We start from the raw sequence: 17575 nt of genomic DNA, 5'->3' as shown, positions 1-17575 counted from the left end.
GCCGCGGCGCAACAACGGGCCAGCAGCCGTGCTCGCCAGGCAGCAGCAGCGGGGGGGCGGCGAGCCGGAGGTGAGGTGCGGGGGATGCGCGGAGCGCGCGTGGTCGGAGGCCCGGCACGCCTTCTGCCTGGGCGCCGGCATGACCACCACCATCCGTCTCACGCTCGACACCCCGGAGCTCGCGCAGGCCTACGAGACCGGCAGCCACCGGCAGTTCAACCACGGCAAGCTCCTCATCGCGGCGCTGGGCGTGCGGCGGGGCCAGCGCGTGCTCGACGTCGGCGCGGGGACGGGCCGCCTGGCCGCGTACGTCGCGGAGATCGTCGGCGCGGAGGGCAGCGTGGTGGCGATCGATCCCTTGCCCCTGCGCGTGGACATCGCCCGGCAGAAGACGCGCGACAACCTCGCGACCGCGGTCGGGCGCGCCGAGGACCTCTCCGCCTTCGCCACGCACAGCTTCGACGTGGTGTACCTGAACAGCGTCCTTCACTGGCTGGACCAGGGCCAGAAGGAGCGCGCGCTGAGCGAGGCGGCGCGCGTGCTCAAGCCGGGCGGCAAGATCGGGTTCAGCACCGGATCGCGGGAGAAGCCGCACCAGCTCGACCCGATCCAGCGCAAGGTGCTGGCGGACCTCGGGAAAGAGGCGCAGGGGACGATCCCGCACAAGTTGACGGTCGACGAGGTCCGGGAGCTGCTCCAGCGCACGGGGTTCATCGTGGACACGGTGGAGATCCGCACGTTCGTCGACCACGCCGCCGACATCGACGAGATCTTGCGGCAGAGCGGGTCGGGCTCGTTCGGCAACCACCTCTCCCACCTGAGCTTCGACGAGAAGCGCGAGGTGCGCGACCGGCTCGCGAAGGAGCTCGAGGCGTGGCGCACGCCGCAGGGGATTCGGCTCGAGCGGAACCTCATCTTCGCGATCGCCCACACGGCGGGCAACTAGCGCCGCCGGAGCCTCGCCGCTCGCCAGCGCCCGCAGGCTCCGCTCGGGAGACTGGCCTCGTCGGACGCGCCCGGAGGGCCGCTGCTCTCGGACCTCAGCGAGCAGGCGCCATGGCCAGGACGATCTTGCCACGCGGGCGGGGGCGGGTGCCGTCGAGCATCTCGTGCGCGCCGCGGACCTCGGCGAGCGGCAGCACGGCGCCGACATCGACCGAGAGCTCGCCCGCGTCGAGCAGGGCGGCGATGCGGTCGAGGTGGGCCGTCGTGACGTCGACGAGAAAGAAGCTTGCCCGCACCCCGCGACGGGCGGCCTCTTCTCGATCAGGGGTCGACACCGCCGAGACCAGGGTGCCACGTGGCTTGAGCACGGCGAAGGACCGCGCCTGGGTGTCGCCGCCGACGAGGTCGATGACGGCATCGACGTCCCTGGCGGCGTCCTCGAATCGCTCGCTCCGGTAGTCCACGACGACGTCCGCGCCGAGGCTGCGGACGAAGTCGCGATCCTTCGCCGAGGCCGTCGCGATCACACGGGCGCGGGCTCGGCGCGCGAGCTGCACCGCGTACGCGCCGACGCTGCCGGCCGCGCCGTGCACCAGCACGGTCTGTCCGGCGTCGAGCTGGGCGTGATCGAACAGCGCCTGCCACGCCGTGACGGCGATGACCGGCACCGAGGCGGCCTGCACGTCGTCGAGCTGGAGCGGCTTGCGCGTCACCCTGCACGCCTCCGCCACGGCATGGCCCGCGTGTGCGCCGGTGAAGCGCCTGTTGGTGACGCCAAAGACCGCTGCGCCCGGCGCGAGGCCGGTCACCTCGGGGCCGACCGCGGCCACCGTACCAGCGAGGTCCGAGCCGAGCGTCAGCGGCAACGGCTGGGGCAGCACGCTCTTGCCGGCACGAATCCAGGCGTCCCACGGCCCGACCCCGGCCGCCGCGACGCGGACCAGCACCTCGCCCGGGCCGGGCAGCGGGACCGGCACCTCTTCGAGGGTGATGACCTCGGGGCCGCCGAACCGGCGGACTCGGGCGGCGTCGGTCGAGCTGGGGAGCATCGCCGTGAACATGGTCTGGACTTCGTGCGCGTCGAGGGGATCATGCCCTATCGGGCCTCGATCGGGTCGGCGCACCCGCCTGAGGCCTCGGGGGCGCCCACCTGCTCGTGCGGCTGCGCCCTTCGCGCGCAGTGTTTGCTCACGCTCGAGTCGCGGGGTGGCGCGATGGGCCGCCGTGCACCAGCCTCGCGCGCCTGCCACGAACGCGGCCAGCGGTCAGAAGTCACCCTCCTTCACGTAAGGGTAGCTCCACAGCGTCAGCTGCAGCAGGCAGGATTTGACCCACGCCGCGTGCATCCTCTCGACGTCATCGGCGGGGTGGCCCTTCTTGGCGAGGAACGGCTTCAGGGTGAACGTCACCGGGAAGATGAGCGCGAAGAGGTTGCGAAACGGCACCAGGTCGGTCGACGGCGCCCCGTCCGTCTTGTTCTTCTTGATGCGGTGGTGGCGGAGGCCGATCTCGTGCTGGTAGTCGAGCCACTTCTGGTCGTACTCCGCGCGGGCCGTGTCGAGGATCCACTGGCCGAAGCGCTTGCGGACCCCGCCGAGGTAGTCGCCGAGCGGCTTGCCGTCGGCCTTGCCGCTGAAGGACGCGAGGAGGTGCGGGTTCGCTCCGACGAAGCCGTACCAGACGTCGAGGATCTGCTCGACCTCATCCTTCACGATGTCGTGCGAGAGGCGCAGGTACTTCATGTCCTCTTCCCCGAAGAGGGCGCTCTTCTTCATGTCCTCGAAGTCGGCTGGCGAGACCGGGGACTTCGCGACGGCGCCTGTTCCAACCGTGTATCCATGGATGGTCATGATCGTCCACTCCTTCTGCGGGCGATAGCCCGCGCTCACCCCGAGCGACGCGCTGGGGAAGTCGAAACGGTCGTCGCGACGGCGACTGGCCGGTAGATCGTTCCGCGGAAGCTCGGCCTCGATCCCTCACGACGGTGCCGGCGCGCGTGCCGGCTGCGCTCCGAGGCCGCGGGCGGGCAGACCCGGAGTGAGGGACCAGGGAGAGGCCCGTCTCTGGCACATGCGTTCCAGAGCGGCGGTCACCCGCACAGGAGACGGGTCCAGCTCGGCGTTTTCGGCGCGGAAGCGCACTCCGGTGCGCTGAGCACCGAAAACGTCGAGATGGGCCCGTATCCGAAGCGGGTGACCGCCGCTCTAGTCAGGCTGAACGAAGCGCCGCCACGCGTCTTCGCGCTGCTGCTCTTCAGCCAGCTCGTGTTCACCGCAATCGATCCTCAAGTGTCGACCCGCCATCGGCGCGTCGACGAAAGCACAGTGGTGGGGCAGCGCCCCTTGATGAGCGTTCGGCCGGAAGTACTTGCAGGTGACGCACATGCGGCTCACGGGGATATGCCCGCTGATCTGCAAGGAACGGATGATCTTCACGACCCCAGCCAGGAACGCCTCCTGCTCCGACGCCGAGAGCGCGCTCACCGCGGACACGATGGCGTCGGGCAATGTCGTCACCTTCTCCGCGAGCGCGCGCCCCTGGGGCGTGAGCTCGATCAGGCTCGCTCGGGGGTGGCGCGGGTCGGGGCGCTTGACGACAGCGCCCTTGTCGACGAGCGCTCGGACCGACTCGCTGATGGTCGCCAGGGTGACGCCCAGGCGATGCGAGAGCTCGCTCCCGCTGAGCGGCCCCTCGAGCGAGAGCGTCGCGAGGATCTGCCCCTGCGTGGGCGACAGGCCCTCGTGGCTCGCCTGCTCCCACGCCTGCAGCTTCATGGCGAGCCCCAGCTTTCGAAGCCCTACCGCGATGCGCCGATCGATCGGCTCCGAGTTCTCCTCGAAGAAGAGCGGGAGCGAGCGACCCATGACCCTCATCTAACTTAGGAGTCCTAAGTTGTCAAGCGAGGCGTGCGGTGCTCCGCGCCGGGGGCAGCCCGAGGGAGCGCGCGGCGGGCGACGCCCGCCCCCGGCGTCAGGTCGCGGGTACAGCGCGAAGTCGAACCGCCACGGTGACCGACCTGGACCCATCGGCATTTCAATTCTGGTGCCTCCCACGGGTCCAGATCGGCGCTATCTCCACGGCACCGCGAGCCGATCGCTGCGCGGAAGGAGAAACCATGAACGAGAATCTTCGCTCGGCGCCTCTCGACGAGACGCCAAGAGCACGGACGAACATCCTCCGCGCCTTGCCCATCGTACTGGCGCTGCTCTGCGGCGCTTGCAGCAAGGAGCTGGGCGATGGCCCCTGGGCGGGCGCGGCGGGCGGTCCGACCCACCCGACCGGCTCGACGCGCGCCGGCGCGGCCCGCCAACTTCCTTCCGCGGAGCCGCTGGTGGCGCACCGGGTTCAGCAGCCCTCGCGCTCGCGCTAGCGAGATCAGACGCGCAGCTCCGATGAACACCCCCCTCCAGGAACGCGCCAGTGCAGCCGGGCCCGCCCCGGACCGCCGTCCTTTCATCGCCTGGTGCCTCGCGGTCCTCGCCGGCACCGCGGCGCTCTTCTCCCTGATCCATCGATACGCCGCCGACTACCCCCTCGCCTTCGACATCACGAAGGGCGCGATCGCGTCCTCCGCCGCGCTGGCCCTCCTCTATGAGGCGCGCCGCGGACGGCAGCGCCGGCCGATCGCCGAGCGCTGGAAGAAGCGCGCCGCCTTCGCGTTCTCGGCCGTGGCGGTCGTCGCCTACTTCGACGGGTTTCGCTTCGCCTACCCCTCCTTCTACCACCGATGGGAGCACTATCATTACTACCTCGGGGCCAAGTACTTCCCCGAGATGGCCTACGACGACCTCTACAAGTGCACGGTCATCGCGCAGGACGAGCTCGGGGTCGTCACGTATACGGACGAGCGCACCGGCCAGCCCGTCACGCTCGACATGAGCGCGGAGGTGCGCGAGCCGGACAAGAAGATCCGGAACCTCGGCGTGGACAACCTCTTGATCCCCGTGGGCGGGCTCCTGGAACACCCCGAGGCCTGCAAGGCGCGCTTCTCTCCCGAGCGCTGGGAAGCCTTCAAAGCGGACGTGCGGTTCTTCCGGACCGCCTCGGAGAAGGGCTACTGGGAGGACATGGCGAAGGACCACGGCTACAACCCGCCGCCGGTCTGGACGATCATGGGGCGCATCCTGGCCGAGCTTCACCCGGCCACGACAGGCTACCTCCAGCTCCTCGCCAGCTTCGACATCGCGTATCTGGTCGGGGTGTTCGCCGCTCTCTATTGGGCCTTCGGGTGGCGCGTCTGCGCGGTGGCGGTGATCTTCTGGGGGTGCCAGTCGCCGGCGCCGTTCTTCTGGACGGGCGGCGGCTTCCTCCGGAATGACTGGCTCTTCTTCCTCGTCCTCTCGGCCTGCCTGGTGCGCAAGAGGTACTTCAAGCTCGCCGGCGCGAGCATGGTCTACGCGGGCCTGCTCCGCATCTTCCCGGGCATCGCCGTCCTCGGGTGGCTCGCCGTCGCGGGGAGCTACCTCCTCCGGCACAAGCGCATGGCTCCGTCCCACGTGCAGGTGCTGATCGGCGGCGTCCTGGCCGCGGCCGTGCTGATCCCCGTGAGCGTCGCGGTCGCTGGCAAGGACTCGTATCGGCAGTTTTACGAGCACACGCTCAAGGTGCACGACCAGACCCCGGTGACGAACCACATGGGCCTGCGGGTCCTCGTGGCCCACAGGTTCGGAACAGGGGTCGAGTCCGGCAGGATGAAGTACACGAAGGACGTTGCGCTCGCCGATCCCTTCGAGGTGTGGAAGCGAATGCGCAGCGAGCGTTATGCGAAGCACCGAAGCGTCGCCTACTGCATCATCGCCGCGAGCTTCGCGTTCTTCGCCTACGCAGCTCGGCGGGTACGCTCGCTCTGGGTGGGGGGGTGCCTGGCGCAGATTTTCATCATCCTGCTGTCGCAGATCACCTGCTATTACTATGTGTTCATGATCTTGAGCGCCCCGCTCACCCGAGTGAGGCGGCGCCTCGAGATTCCCTTCCTCGGCCTGGCGGCGCTCAGCCAAGGCATCTGGAGGTGGAGCTCCTGGAACGACGACAGGTACACGGTTCTCACCGTGGCGATGCTCGCGTTCTGCTGTTTCCTGCTGTACACGTTCGCGAGGAGGGCGCCGCGGGGGAGGGCGCGCGTGCCGCTTCCCGCGCGCCTGAAGATGTAGTACTCAGAAGCCATGGACATGGCACATCTCGCATCCGTCCTCTTGCCGGTGTGCACGAGCTTCCGGTACGCGGTCGCGCTCGCTCCTGGGGCGCCGGCGGACTACGAGGTCGCCGCCGAGCTCTGCGTGCCGCAGGACAGCCCGCGGGACACGGTGCTGCTCACCGTGCACGGCACCACGTACTCGAGCGTGTACTGGGATTTCCCGTACCAGCCGGAGCGCTACTCGTTCGTGCGCTACGCCAACGCGGCGGGCTACGCCACGCTGAACTTCGACCGCATCGGCACCGGAGACAGCGACCGACCGCCCTCCCTTCTGGTCACACCGACCGCGCAGGCCTACGTCCATCATCAGCTCGCGGAGGCGCTCCGGAGCGGCGAGCTCGGGCGCGCATGGAGCCGGGTGGTGCTCGTCGGCCACTCGCTGGGATCGATCATTTCGGTCCAGCAGGCCGCGACGTACCACGACGTGGACGGCGTGGTGGTCACGGGGTTCTTGCACACCTACGGCCCGGGCTTGCCGCAGCTGCTCCTGAACATTCATCCGGCCGCGATCGACCCGAGCTTCGCGAGCGCCGGCCTCGACCTCGGCTATTTGACGACGCGGCCTGGCACCCGCGGCTCGCTCTTTTATCATCTTCCGAACGCGGATCCGGCGGTGATCGCCCTGGACGAAGCGACCAAGGGGCTCGGCACGTCCGGCGAGCTCGCCGAGTTCGCGCTGGTCAACACCGCGCTCACGAGCCTCCAGGTCGACGCGCCGGTGCTCACCGTCGTGGGGCGGCACGACACGGTATTCTGCGGGATCGCGCCGTGCGGGACCCTGTTCAGCGGGACCACGCTGGAGCCGGCCGCCTACGCGCCGGCCGCGGAGCTCGAGATCGTCGTCGTGCCCAACGCGGGGCACGATCTGAACCTCCAGATCAACGCGCCCACCGCGTACGCGGCGATCCGCGGATGGCTGGACGAGCGCTTCCCGCCGCTCGGGGACTAGGGTTCGCGCCCCTTCTCTCTATCGGAACGAGCTTGCTGGCCTTTCGCTTCCCCTCTGCAGGCGTGGCTCGTATCCTACGTGCCGCATGCCGAAGCCGCGGGTGAGCGTGGAAGAGCTATGGGTCGCCGGGTGCGCACCGCCGCCCAGGCGGCGCTCCACGGGATGCGTGACTCCCGGAGAGGTCTTCGGAGCTCCTCGCCGTCCATGAACCACGTTGCGCGCGACCGGCGCAAGCCGCTCGAGAAGCTGCTTGACCGGGAGAACCCTGGCCGGATCGGCCCCTTCCAGATCGTGAGGGAGCTCGGCAAGGGCGGGTTCGCGCCCGTGGCGCTCGCGCGGGAGCTCTACCGCGTCAGTGACGCCGAGGTCGAGGTCCGCCGGGTGGCGATCAAGCTGTTCGTGCCCGATGAAGCGCGCCAGCAGCGCGCGCAGGTGATCGAGGAAGCGCGGCTCCTGTGCCAGGTCGAGCACCCCAACATCGTCCGGTTCCACCGCCTGGTCGAGGATCCGGAGCACCCGCGGGTCGTGGGCCTCGTGATGGAGCTCGTCGAGGAGGACTCGCTCGCGAAGCGCATCCGGAGGGGCGAAGCGATCCCGCTCGCGAAGGTGCTGGCCATCGGCGCCGCCGTGGCGTCGGCGCTGTCCGCCGTCCATCGCGCCGGCCTCGTGCACCGCGACGTCAAGCCCGACAACATCCTCGAGGCGCACGGCCACGTGAAGCTCATCGACTTCGGCATCGCCTTCGGGGCGCGCAGGAGAGGCGGCAAGGAGCGGAGCGGCGTGCGCGTGAAGCTGGGCCACCTGCCGCCCGAGACGCTCGGCGCCAACATGTCGACGCTGACCGCGGCCACGATCGAGGGCACCGTGGATGCGGGAGGGAGCAGCGCGGACCTCTTCCCGAGCGGGACGGTGGGCTACATCGATCCGGCCTGTGTCGGCGAGGGATTGCCCGCGACGCCGGCGAGCGATCTGTACGCGCTCGGAGCCACGCTCTTCGAGTGCATCACCGGCAAGCTACCCGCCGTGCTGGCGACGAGAGAACGAGGCGGCCTGCGCGGGGAAGTGCTCGACGGGAGCGAGGCGGCGCCACGGCTCGGAGAGGTCGCGCCGGAGGTGCCGCCGGGGGTCGCGAAGCTGGTCGATGCGCTGCTCTCGCCCGCCCGGGAAGGCCGCCCGCGCTCGGCGGAGGTCGTCGCCGTCGCGCTCGAGCGGCTGCGCGGCGAGATCGGCGGCCGGGCGCGCAGCCTGCCTCCGGAGGAGTGGGGGCCCTTCCGCGGCCTCGGGCGCTTCGAGCAGGAGGACCGCGACGTGTTCTTCGGCCGCTCCGCGGAGGTCGCTGCGACCGTGGAGATGCTGCGCAGCCGGGGGCTCGTGGCCGTCGTGGGCCCCTCGGGCAGCGGCAAGAGCAGCCTCGCGCGCGCGGGCGTGGCCCCCGGCGCGGCCGATGGTGGGCTCGGCGGGTGGATGACGCAATGGGACGTGCGGGTCGCGTCGCCCGGCGCGGACCCGCGCGCCGCGATCGCGGCGGCGCTGAGCGATATCGTTCCCGACGCGGCGGCGCGCTCGCCCGAGCAGGCGGCGGCGGCGCTCGCGGCGCGCGCCGAGACGGAGTCGCGCGGGACGCTGCTCGTCGTGGATCAGCTCGAGGAGCTCGTCACGGTGAGCGCGGGAGAGCCGGCCGGGTGGGCGTCGCGCCTGCTCGCGGCCATCGCGGAGCCGCCCGTGCCGGGGGTGCGCGCGCTGGTGGCCGCGCGCCGGGATCTGCTCGATCCGCTGCTCGCGATGCCAGAGCTCGGGCGGGTGTTGCCGCGAGGGCTGCTCCAGATCGCGCCCGTCGGGGATGAAGCTTGGGGAGAGATCATCGAGCAGGCGCTGAATGTGTACGGGTATGCCTTCGAGGACGAAGCGCTGCGCGAGGAGGTGTCGAGGCAGCTCCGGAAGGCGCGGGCGGCGATGCCGCTCGTGCAGTTCGCGCTGACCGAGCTGTGGAAGAAGCGCGACAGGAGGAACAAGAAGATCACGCGCGCGGGTTTGCTGGAGATCGGCGGGATCAGGGGCGCGCTGGAGCATCACGCGGACGCGACCGTGAAGCAGCTGGCGGCCACAGTGCCCGCGGATCGCGTGCGCGCGGTGCTGCTCGCCATGACCACGGTCCAGGGGACGCGCGCGGAGCGGACGCTGGAGGCGCTATTGCGCGAGGTGGGGCCCGGGGCGCGCGCCGTCGTCAGGGTGCTGGAGGAGGCGAGGATCCTGGTGCGCGAGGAGTCGGGGCTGACGTTGGCGCATGAGACGCTCCTCTCGCAGTGGGGGACGCTGCGCGGATGGGTGGCCGAGGCGCGGGGGGATCGCTCGCTGGCCGAGGAGCTGGAGCAGGCGGCGGAGCGCCACGCGGCGGAGCGGGACGACTCGCTGCTCTGGACGAAGCGGCGGCTGATCGCCGCGGAGGACCTCGTGCGATCGGGGCGGGTCGCGCTGTCGGAGAGGGCGCGAGCGTTCGTGCGGCGGGGGCGCGTGGTCGAGCGGCAGGGGAAGATGGTGACGGGGGCTGTGGGGCTGGTCGTCGTGGCGCTCGCGCTGGCGGGAGGCTGGAAGTACGCGCAGGACATCAAGGCCGGGGAGGCGATGGCGACGGAGCTGGCCAAGCAGGCCCAGGAGAACGAAGCCAGGGCCAGGGAGAACGAGCGCAGGGCCAAGGAGAGCGAGGACAAGGCGCGACAGGCGGAGCGTGACGCAGCCGCGGCGCGCGATCAGTTCAAGAAGGACCTGAGCGAGCTCGAGCGTCGCCTCGAGCGCGCGAAGACCAAGGCCGAGTTCGAGGCCATCCAGAAGAGCATCCGTGGCACGCGGGAACCGGTGCCGGGGCCGCGCACGGAGCCCCGGCCGACTCCGACGCTGTCGGTGGGCTCGGTTGCTGGTGAGCCGCCGTGAGCCTGCTCTGCTAGCGTGCGCCGCCCGCGATGACTCTGTTGGTCTGCCGCTCGCTGCACGGACCGCGCCTGGCCCATAGGAGCAAGCCGTGGTGCAGCACACCCGCTGGTTGTCTCACGGCTCGCACGGCAGCGGCTCGACCGCGTACTCCGGTTCGGTATAGGACGTGTCGCCGGCCTGCAGCTTCGCGAGCAGGTCCTTGACGTAGACGCGCTCTTCACATAGGTCGATGGGGAAGCTCAGGGAACCGAACTTGCAGATAGAATATTTGCGGGCGGCACACCGATCCGAGCCCGTGAAGTCGATATGCTCGCTCGTGAATACATAACCGGCATCCTGCCCCGTGATGGCCCGAAGTGTGGCGAGTCGGCTGCCGTCGGACACGCGAAAGAGCATCATCGAGCCGCTTTCCCCAGCGGACGCGAGCACGTTGCTGTTCGGCGAAAACGCCACCGCTTTCACCTGAGAGGTGTGCCCCTCTAGCGTGCTGAGCAGCGCGCCTGTGCTCGCTTCCCACAGCCGCACGGTCTTATCCTGCAAAGCCCTGGATGCGAGACGATTGCCATCCGGCGAGAACGCCACCGCGCTCACCCCGCCGGTGTGCCCCTTGAGCGTGGCGAGCAGCGCGCCCGTGCGCGCATCCCACAGCCGCACGGTCGTGTCCTCAGCCCCCGACACGAGACGCTTGCCATCCGGCGAGAACGCCACCGCGCTCACCCAGCCGGTATGCCCCTTGAACGTGGCGAGCAGCACGCCCGTGCTCGCCTCCCACAGCCGCACGGTCGTGTCCTCAGCCCCCGACACGAGACGCTTGCCATCCGGAGAGAACGCCACCGCTGTCACCCCGCCGGCGTGTCCCCGCAGGGTGGTGACCAGCGCGCCCGTGCTCGCTTCCCACAGCCGCACGGTGTTCTCCGCAGCCGACGCGAGACGCCTACCATCCGGCGAGAACGCCACCGCGCTCACCCAGCCGGTGTGTCCCCGCAGCGTGCTCAGCAGAGCGCCTGTGCGCGCTTCCCACAGCCGCACGGTCTTGTTCTCAGCCGCCATCGAGGCGATACGCTGGCCATCCGGCGAGAATGCCACCGCTGTCACCCCGCCGGTGTGCCCCTGTAGCGTGCTCAGCAGCGCGCCTGTGCTCGCTTCCCACAGATGCACGTTGTTGTCATCAGCCGCCACCGATGCGAGACGCTCGCCATCCGGCGAGAACGCCACCGTTGTCACCGGGTATTTGTGCCCCTGCAGGGTGTCGAGCACCGCGCCAGTTCTCGCTTCCCACAGCCGCACGGTATGATCTTCAGCCCCCGATGCGAGGCGCGTGCCATCCGGCGAGAACGCCACCGCTGTCACGGAGTCGGTGTGCCCCCGCAGCGTGCTCAGCAACGCGCCAGTTATCGCGTCCCACAGCGGCACGGTCCTGTCCCACGCCCCAGATGCGAGACGCTTGCCATCCGGCGAGAACGCCACTGCTGTCACGGAGTCGGTGTGCCCCTGCAGGGTGCTCAGCAGCGCGCCGGTGCTCGCTTCCCACAGCCGCACGGTCCTGTCCCACGCCCCAGATGCGAGACGCTTGCCATCCGGCGAGAACGCCACTGCTGTCACGGAGTCGGTGTGCCCCTGCAGGGTGCTCAGCAGCGCGCCAGTCCTCGCTTCCCACAGCCGCACGGTCCTGTCCCACGCCCCGGACGCGAGACGCTTGCCATCCGGCGAGAACGCCACCGCGGTCACGTAGTCGGTGTGCCGCTTCTGGGTACTCAGCAGCGCGCCAGTTCTCGCTTCCCACAGCCGCACGGTCCCGTCCCACGCCCCCGATGCGAGACGCTTGCCATCCGGCGAGAACGCCACTGCTGTCACGGAGTCGGTGTGCCCGGGCAGGGTGCTCAGCTGCGCGCCCGTGCTCGCTTCCCACAGCCGCACGGTCTTGTCCTCAGCCCCTGAAGCGAGACGCTTGCCATCCGGCGAGAACGCCACCGCGGTCACCGCGCGGGTGTGCCCCTGCAGGATGTTGAGCTGCGCGCCCGTGCTCGCTTCCCACAGCCGCACGGTCCTGTCCCAAGCCCCCGACACGAGACGCTTGCCATCCGGCGAGAACGCCACAGCTGCCACCGCGCCGGTGTGCCCTCGGAAGCGAGCGCGCTCCCTCGATGTGATGGTGTCGATGATTGAAATCTCATTCCCATGGGCCACGGCCAGTTGCTTCCCGCTCGGCGACCAAGCAACCGACATGGTGGGACCTGAAAATCCATTGGGCATATTGAGCGAAAGCGCCTTTCCTGTCGCCTTCTCCAGGTCCACCATCGCCCGGTCGAACAGCCGCTGCGCCATGGCCCTGTCCCCGAGCTTCTTCGCACAATACCCCGCGGCGACCAGCGCCTGGCCATTCGGACGCCACGCTTCCCACGCGGCGACGAACTTCTCCATCGCACCCCGCAACGAGCCAGCGTCCCCCTTCGCATACAGAACGTCCGCCTCCCCGTACAGCCGGCGCATCTCCGCCTTGGCCTCGTCTGTCTCGGGAAAGCTCCGGTCGAGCCTCTCGCTCTTCGCCATTGCCGCCATTGCCGCTCGCCTGGCGTCTTCCGGCGCCGCCGTGGCCTTCTCGATCTCCTGCGCCACCCGGCGCACGTCGGCGTAGCGCCCCAGTTCCGCCAGCGTCTCGACCTCCGCGGCCCACGTCTTCGCCGCCGTCGCAGGACACAGCCGATTCGCCTTGCCGATCACACGCACCGTGCGATCCAGCCTGCCCTCGGCCAGCAGCGCGGGCACCAGCTTGCGCAGCCCCGCGGCGGACTGGCATGGCTTCGGCTGCGACGGCCTCTCCAATCCGGAGGGTGCGGTCCCGGAGCAAGCGAGGACCAGCACCAGCAGACCGAACACGGACCAAGCGATCGAGCGCACCGCGAGCCGCATGGCGCCGGACTTCACCACCGCGCCAGCGCGCGTGCAATCTCCTCCTAGGTCATCGGCCCCGCCGCCCCCGGCAGACTGTGCGAAAGTTCCCTCCACCAGCCGCTCCGGTGCCGCCATCGCTCGCGCCCGCAGCACCTCGTCCGTCTCTTCCGGCCTAGGCACGCGCGTGGCGCCTGCCATATTCTCCCCCTCAGTGCAGACGGTCCACATCTCCCGCCTCTCGGAGCTCATGGCGCTCCTCGAATCCGCGCCTCATGCGCGGTTCTGCTACCGGGGCCACGCGAGCGCCGCGTGGAGCCTGGTGCCGACGCTCTACCGCGACGTGGAACGCACCTCGCCTCCGCTGCAGCCCGTCGACGGCGCGTGGCTCGGCGCGCTCGAGCGCGACGTCGCGCGCCGCTTTCGGCTGGCGGCGCGCGGCGAGCCGGACATGCTCTCGGACGAGTGGCGCGCCCTGTGCCTCGCTCAGCACCACGGCGTCCCCACCCGCTTGCTCGACTGGACCTACAACCCCCTCGTGGCGGCGTTCTTCGCGCTCTCGGACCGCTCGCCCGACGACGCGGCCATCTTTCGACTCAACCTCTCGGACTATCCCTTTCCCGCGACGCTCGGCCGGCGTCTCCCGGAAGGCGCCTTCCGGATCGAGAACCTCCGCGCGCACCTCGGCGGCAGGACGCCGCCGTTCTTCACGCCCGTGTCGAGCCTGCTTCCCCGCGACGACGCCGCGGCCACCACGCTCGCCGCCGAGTCCACGCTGGTCGTGTTCCGGGCGCCGCTCGACGTGGCGCGCATCGAGCGGCAGCAGGGCATCTTCTCGGTCTATCTATCGAGGGATGACCACGATTTCGCGCTCGATCACCTGGCCCCGATCCTCGGCGCCGAGGCCTCCTCCGGGAGAGAGCTCCTCACGAAGGTGGTCATCCCCCGGACAGCGGCGGACGGCATCCGCAGGCAGCTCGCGAGCCAGGGAATGACGGCGAGCGTGCTCTTCCCGGACCTGACGGGGGTCGGGCTGGAGCTCAGGGCGAAGCTGCGCGACGAGCTCGAGGTCGAATTGCAGGACCGGCTTCGCCAGCGCGCCGACTGAGCCACCGTCGCCGCCGGCCCGCCCTCATCCATCGATCGGCCGCGTCGCCATGAAGTCCGCCGGCCGCAGCACCACCCCACCGCCGAGCTCGTCGACCACGCGCACCCCCGCCGGATGGAACCCGATCGCCACTAGCCTGGGCGCCCCCTCGGCCTGCGCGTGGTACCGCTTCCAGATCGGCACGCCCGCGCCGTGCCGCCGCAGCACCTCGCGCTCGGTCACGAGCCACGGCACGCCCCCCTCGTCGAGGCCCATGGCCATCGGTCGGCCGTTGCCCTCCGACGCTTCGACCGCGGCGCCGCTCTGGTCGAAGCGCATCACCACCCCGGCGCCCGCGGCCCACGCCCCGCCTTCGGCGCCCGCTACGGCCACCTCGAGCGGGGGCTTGTCGTTCATCCCCGCCGCGAACACCTGCGCCTTGCCTTCGTAGCCAAGCCACATCGCCCGGCCGCGCTTGCCCCGAAAACTGCCCGCCACGAAGAAGCCGAGCGGCCCCGACGCGATCGCGTTCACCTCGCCGCCGAGCGGCAACAGCAGCGGCTCGCTCCACCGGGCGCCGTCCTGCGACAGCCACAGCTCCGGTCCGCCCTCGCCGTCCTCCGTCTCCGCCGTCACCACGCCGAACGCGCGGCCGTCGCCCAGCACGGCGACGATCGGTCCGACCGCGCCCCCGCTCGCGCGCCGCGGCAGGGCGGCGAGCGCGAAATCGGTGCCGCGGACCAGGAGCACGTGCGCCGGGCCGACCAGCGCGACGCCGCCGCCGGGCCCGCGCGCGAGCCACTTCGTCGCTGCCAGGTGCGGGAGCACCTCCTCCGGTACCGCGACGTCGAACAGCTGCGGCTCCCGCTGCGAGAAGCAGTAGAGGCCGCCGTTGCTGCACGCGAACGCATAGCTCCCCGGCTGGAAGACGACCTCGCCCGGCGCGAGGCAAAGCGCGCGCCCTCCGGGGATCGGAGACGGCGGGACCACCTCCCTGGTCGCCTGAACCCCCTCGTCCGACGGGACCATCCGGGTCCGCCGGAACTGCGTCACCGGCCGCTGCTCCTTGCTCTCGCGCTCGATCCATCGCGCCGCCACCGCCTCGAGCGGCGGCAGGACCGCCGCGGCGAGCGCGTCGACGGTCGCGACCCGCGCCGGCACGTCCCCGAACATCGACGCGCCGAAGAGCTGCTGCGCGCGCCGCTCATAGAGATCCGCGCCCTCGCGACCCCAGGTGCCCGGCGGCAGCTTCGGCGACGCGCCCGCGCGGAGCGCGCCGTCGAGCGCGTCGAGCAGGGGCTCGTCGGCGAGGAAGCCCCGGTGCAGCCACCGCGAGGTGCGCAGGCTGCGGCGCTCGCCGGCGTTCCAGGCGGGCTCGGAGCGGCACCAGTCCTCGCCGGCGATCACGAAGAAGATCGTCGCGGCCAGCGCGTGCACGTCGCTCCACGGCCCGACCAGCGGGTTGCGCTCGCTCGGCCGTTGCGCCGAGAGTATCTGCTCGGGCGCGCCATAGCCCGGCGTCATCGCCTGCAAGGTGGCGAGCCGCAGCCCCTCGACCCGCGCGATGCCGCAGTCGGCGATCTTCGGGGTCTCGACGTCCACGGGGCCGGCGACGAACACGTTGTTGGGCTTCAGATCGCGGTGGATGACGCCGAGCCTGTGCAGCACGCGCACGCCCTCGATCATCCCGCGCGCCAGCCGGTGGGCCCGCACCGGGTCGACGCCGGCCTCCCCGGCGCACTCGATCCGCTCGGTGAGGGTGGTCCCCGCGCTGGACCCCTCGACGTGCTCGAGCGCGATCCAGGGCAGGGCGAGGGCGGCGTCGTTCTCGGCCTGGACGAGCGCGCTGCCGCTGCCGTAAAGGCCGATCACGAACTCGCTCGGAGGGCGCAGGTTCCTCACCCGCACGAGCGCCTCGACCTCGCGGCGGGCGATGTCCGTGCTGCGCATCCCGAGCCGAGCGAGCCCGTGCTCCGTCTCGGGCTTGACGATCTTCACGGCGAGGAGCATCGGCGCGATGTCGGAGAGGTGACGCGACGGGACGGCGGGATCTCGCTCGGCGAGGAACACCGCGGACATGCCGCCGGCGCCGATCCACCGCACGAGGCGCAGCCCGGAGGCCGCGCCCGTGGGGGCATCGGTGAGCGCCGGCCGGTCACGGGCGAGGTCGCGGAGGTCGGGATCGCTGCTCCGAAGGACGAGCGTCATGACGAGCGATGCTACGCGGAAGGGGCCGCGAGCGGGAGCCCGACGGTCCAGGACGCGCCGTCCGAAGCAGCCTCATCCTGCGCAGGAGCTCCCTCCCGGGCGGCTCCCCGCAGCCTCGGGTCTGAATTTCAATTCTCCCGGGCGGCTCCCCGCAGCCTCGGGTCTGAATTTCAATTCTCCCGGGCGGCTCCCCGCAGGTGGTGCTGCACTTTCCCTCAAAGTGCAGCACTCGTGCTCAAAGTACAGCACTCTGCGGAAGCGAAGTGCAGCACTCACGACCCCTCCGGGGGATCGAACAGGGACAGTTGGACCGGCCCGCGCGGCGGCTCGGCAGGAGGCGGAGGAACGACCTGGACCGGGGATGCCGGCGGAGGCGGAGGCTCGCTGCGGCGTCGCTGCTTCAACGCGGGCGTCGGCTCCGTCACGAGGCGCAGGAAGCCCCGGTTGTTCGGGAGCGGCCTCGCAGGCGCGGAGGGCTCGCGATGAGTGAGCGGCTTCGCCTCGGGAGCGGCGGCCTCCTCCTCGGCCAGGAGCGTCTCCAGGAGCTCGTCCAGCGTCCACACGTGGTCGGCGATGCCGGCCTGCATCGCGGGCGTGACGCGCAGCGTGCGGATGACGCGCGTCAGGTTGTAGGCCACGTAGTTCAGCGCTACGGCGGCGCGGTGGTGGTCGGCCTTCTTCGAGAAGGCCAGGCACAGGCGACGCATGCGCCCGTTGGTGTGGCGGGTGGAGCCGTTCAGGCGCTCGACGTAGGCCGTGGACGCCTTGGCCGGGTCGGGCGCGCCGTAGACCACGGACTTCGTGATGAAGGGGTCCCGGGGCGGCTCGTACCGGTGGTCGTCCCGGCGCCCACGGCTGCCGGAGTGGTAGTTCTTGACCGTCTGCATGTAGTCGATGCTCGTCCCGAAGGACGCCCCGACGGCGGGGATGTACGGCGCGAACCCGTCGCTGGTCAGCTGGGGCATCACCAGCATGCGGGCCCGCAGGTCGGCGATGAAGGCGTCCGTCGTCGCCTGGTCGCGCTTGCCGACGCGCCAGGAGATGACCATGCGGCTCGTCGCGTCGATGGCGACGAAGGTGTACGCCTCGCCGACGTCGGGCGGGTCGGCCTCGGTCACGCGGGACTGCTTCTTCTGGACGAAGGACCAGATCTCGTCGACCTGGACCAGGCTGCACTGCACGTCTCGCACGATGCGGTCATGCAGGCGCACCGCGCCGGCACCCAGCGCCAGCAGGAGGCGCGTGATGGTGCGGTGGTTGACCTCGGTCATGCGCTCGGCCGCCCGGATGCTGTTGCCATCCAGCAGGGCAGCCAGGACGCGCAGACGCTTCTCCGCCGGGAGCACGTTCGCCACGGGACCCTTGCCTTTCTCCG

12 protein-coding genes are annotated in these 17575 nt (G+C 70.7%); 6 read left to right on the top strand and 6 right to left on the bottom strand.

Annotated features, from left to right (window positions below):
* The first annotated feature begins 139 nt into the window (after positions 1-139).
* Positions 140-946: a class I SAM-dependent methyltransferase gene (locus WMF26_RS13230; protein ID WP_438000622.1), complete on the top strand. Its 807-nt coding sequence runs from the start codon at positions 140-142 to the stop codon at positions 944-946.
* Between the two features lie 94 nt (positions 947-1040).
* Here WMF26_RS13230 and WMF26_RS13225 read toward each other — a convergent pair whose 3' ends face one another.
* The 3 genes from WMF26_RS13225 to WMF26_RS13215 all read right to left on the bottom strand — a co-directional run bounded on the left by WMF26_RS13225 (position 1041) and on the right by WMF26_RS13215 (position 3809).
* On the bottom strand, positions 1041-2006 hold the full coding sequence (locus tag WMF26_RS13225) for an NADP-dependent oxidoreductase (RefSeq protein ID WP_438000621.1): 966 nt from the start codon (positions 2004-2006) through the stop codon (positions 1041-1043).
* A gap of 204 nt (positions 2007-2210) precedes the next feature.
* Positions 2211-2795 carry a protoglobin domain-containing protein gene (locus tag WMF26_RS13220; protein WP_438000620.1) on the bottom strand — a complete coding sequence of 195 codons (585 nt, stop codon included), beginning with the start codon at positions 2793-2795 and terminating at the stop codon, positions 2211-2213.
* A 354-nt stretch (positions 2796-3149) separates the two neighbouring features.
* Positions 3150-3809, bottom strand: coding sequence for a MarR family winged helix-turn-helix transcriptional regulator (locus WMF26_RS13215; protein ID WP_437337422.1), 660 nt, complete (start codon positions 3807-3809; stop codon positions 3150-3152).
* Positions 3810-4060: 251 nt separating this feature from the next.
* On the opposite strand from WMF26_RS13215, the gene WMF26_RS13210 reads away from it, so the two are divergent.
* From WMF26_RS13210 to WMF26_RS13195, 4 genes are all read left to right on the top strand, one after another.
* Positions 4061-4315, top strand: a complete 255-nt coding sequence (locus WMF26_RS13210; RefSeq protein ID WP_438000619.1) for a hypothetical protein — start codon at positions 4061-4063, stop codon at positions 4313-4315.
* A 22-nt stretch (positions 4316-4337) separates the two neighbouring features.
* Complete coding sequence (locus WMF26_RS13205) at positions 4338-6095, top strand: hypothetical protein (protein WP_438000618.1); 1758 nt, start codon at positions 4338-4340, stop codon at positions 6093-6095.
* A gap of 18 nt (positions 6096-6113) precedes the next feature.
* Positions 6114-7088 (top strand): alpha/beta hydrolase, encoded by a 975-nt coding sequence (locus tag WMF26_RS13200; protein WP_438000617.1) that lies wholly within the window; start codon positions 6114-6116, stop codon positions 7086-7088.
* A 204-nt stretch (positions 7089-7292) separates the two neighbouring features.
* The gene (locus tag WMF26_RS13195) at positions 7293-10016 is read left to right on the top strand and encodes an nSTAND1 domain-containing NTPase (RefSeq protein WP_438000616.1); all 2724 of its coding nucleotides are present in this window, start codon (positions 7293-7295) and stop codon (positions 10014-10016) included.
* Positions 10017-10130: 114 nt separating this feature from the next.
* Here WMF26_RS13195 and WMF26_RS13190 read toward each other — a convergent pair whose 3' ends face one another.
* Positions 10131-13157 carry a WD40 repeat domain-containing protein gene (locus tag WMF26_RS13190; protein ID WP_438000615.1) on the bottom strand — a complete coding sequence of 1009 codons (3027 nt, stop codon included), beginning with the start codon at positions 13155-13157 and terminating at the stop codon, positions 10131-10133.
* Here WMF26_RS13190 and WMF26_RS13185 point away from each other — a divergent pair.
* A complete protein-coding gene (locus WMF26_RS13185; RefSeq protein ID WP_438000614.1) occupies positions 13156-14013 on the top strand; it encodes an FRG domain-containing protein in 858 nt (285 codons plus the stop codon). The genes WMF26_RS13190 and WMF26_RS13185 overlap by 2 nt on opposite strands.
* Positions 14014-14037: 24 nt before the next feature.
* Here the strand turns inward: WMF26_RS13185 and WMF26_RS13180 are convergent, their stop codons facing one another.
* Both WMF26_RS13180 and WMF26_RS13175 read right to left on the bottom strand, forming a co-directional pair.
* Entirely contained in the window at positions 14038-16200 is a 2163-nt protein-coding gene (locus WMF26_RS13180; RefSeq protein WP_438000613.1) for a serine/threonine-protein kinase, read from the bottom strand.
* A gap of 272 nt (positions 16201-16472) precedes the next feature.
* Positions 16473-17555, bottom strand: coding sequence for a transposase (locus WMF26_RS13175; RefSeq protein ID WP_438000612.1), 1083 nt, complete (start codon positions 17553-17555; stop codon positions 16473-16475).
* Positions 17556-17575 lie beyond the last annotated feature (20 nt).

The organism is Sorangium sp. So ce185, from assembly GCF_051526825.1.
Lineage (GTDB): Bacteria > Myxococcota_A > Polyangia > Polyangiales > Polyangiaceae > Sorangium > Sorangium cellulosum_D.
Note: the sequence above shows the minus strand (reverse complement) of the source record. Positions and strands in the feature narration are given on the sequence as shown.

What these genes read in the sequence shown, in the direction of transcription:
- WMF26_RS13230 (WP_438000622.1), top strand. Translation starts at nt 140, where the DNA reads ATGACCACCACCATCCGTCTCACGCTCGACACCCCGGAGCTCGCGCAG.
- WMF26_RS13225 (WP_438000621.1), bottom strand. Translation starts at nt 2,006, where the DNA reads ATGTTCACGGCGATGCTCCCCAGCTCGACCGACGCCGCCCGAGTCCGC.
- WMF26_RS13220 (WP_438000620.1), bottom strand. Translation starts at nt 2,795, where the DNA reads ATGACCATCCATGGATACACGGTTGGAACAGGCGCCGTCGCGAAGTCC.
- WMF26_RS13215 (WP_437337422.1), bottom strand. Translation starts at nt 3,809, where the DNA reads ATGGGTCGCTCGCTCCCGCTCTTCTTCGAGGAGAACTCGGAGCCGATC.
- WMF26_RS13210 (WP_438000619.1), top strand. Translation starts at nt 4,061, where the DNA reads ATGAACGAGAATCTTCGCTCGGCGCCTCTCGACGAGACGCCAAGAGCA.
- WMF26_RS13205 (WP_438000618.1), top strand. Translation starts at nt 4,338, where the DNA reads ATGAACACCCCCCTCCAGGAACGCGCCAGTGCAGCCGGGCCCGCCCCG.
- WMF26_RS13200 (WP_438000617.1), top strand. Translation starts at nt 6,114, where the DNA reads ATGGCACATCTCGCATCCGTCCTCTTGCCGGTGTGCACGAGCTTCCGG.
- WMF26_RS13195 (WP_438000616.1), top strand. Translation starts at nt 7,293, where the DNA reads ATGAACCACGTTGCGCGCGACCGGCGCAAGCCGCTCGAGAAGCTGCTT.
- WMF26_RS13185 (WP_438000614.1), top strand. Translation starts at nt 13,156, where the DNA reads ATGGCGCTCCTCGAATCCGCGCCTCATGCGCGGTTCTGCTACCGGGGC.
- WMF26_RS13190 (WP_438000615.1), bottom strand. Translation starts at nt 13,157, where the DNA reads ATGAGCTCCGAGAGGCGGGAGATGTGGACCGTCTGCACTGAGGGGGAG.
- WMF26_RS13180 (WP_438000613.1), bottom strand. Translation starts at nt 16,200, where the DNA reads ATGACGCTCGTCCTTCGGAGCAGCGATCCCGACCTCCGCGACCTCGCC.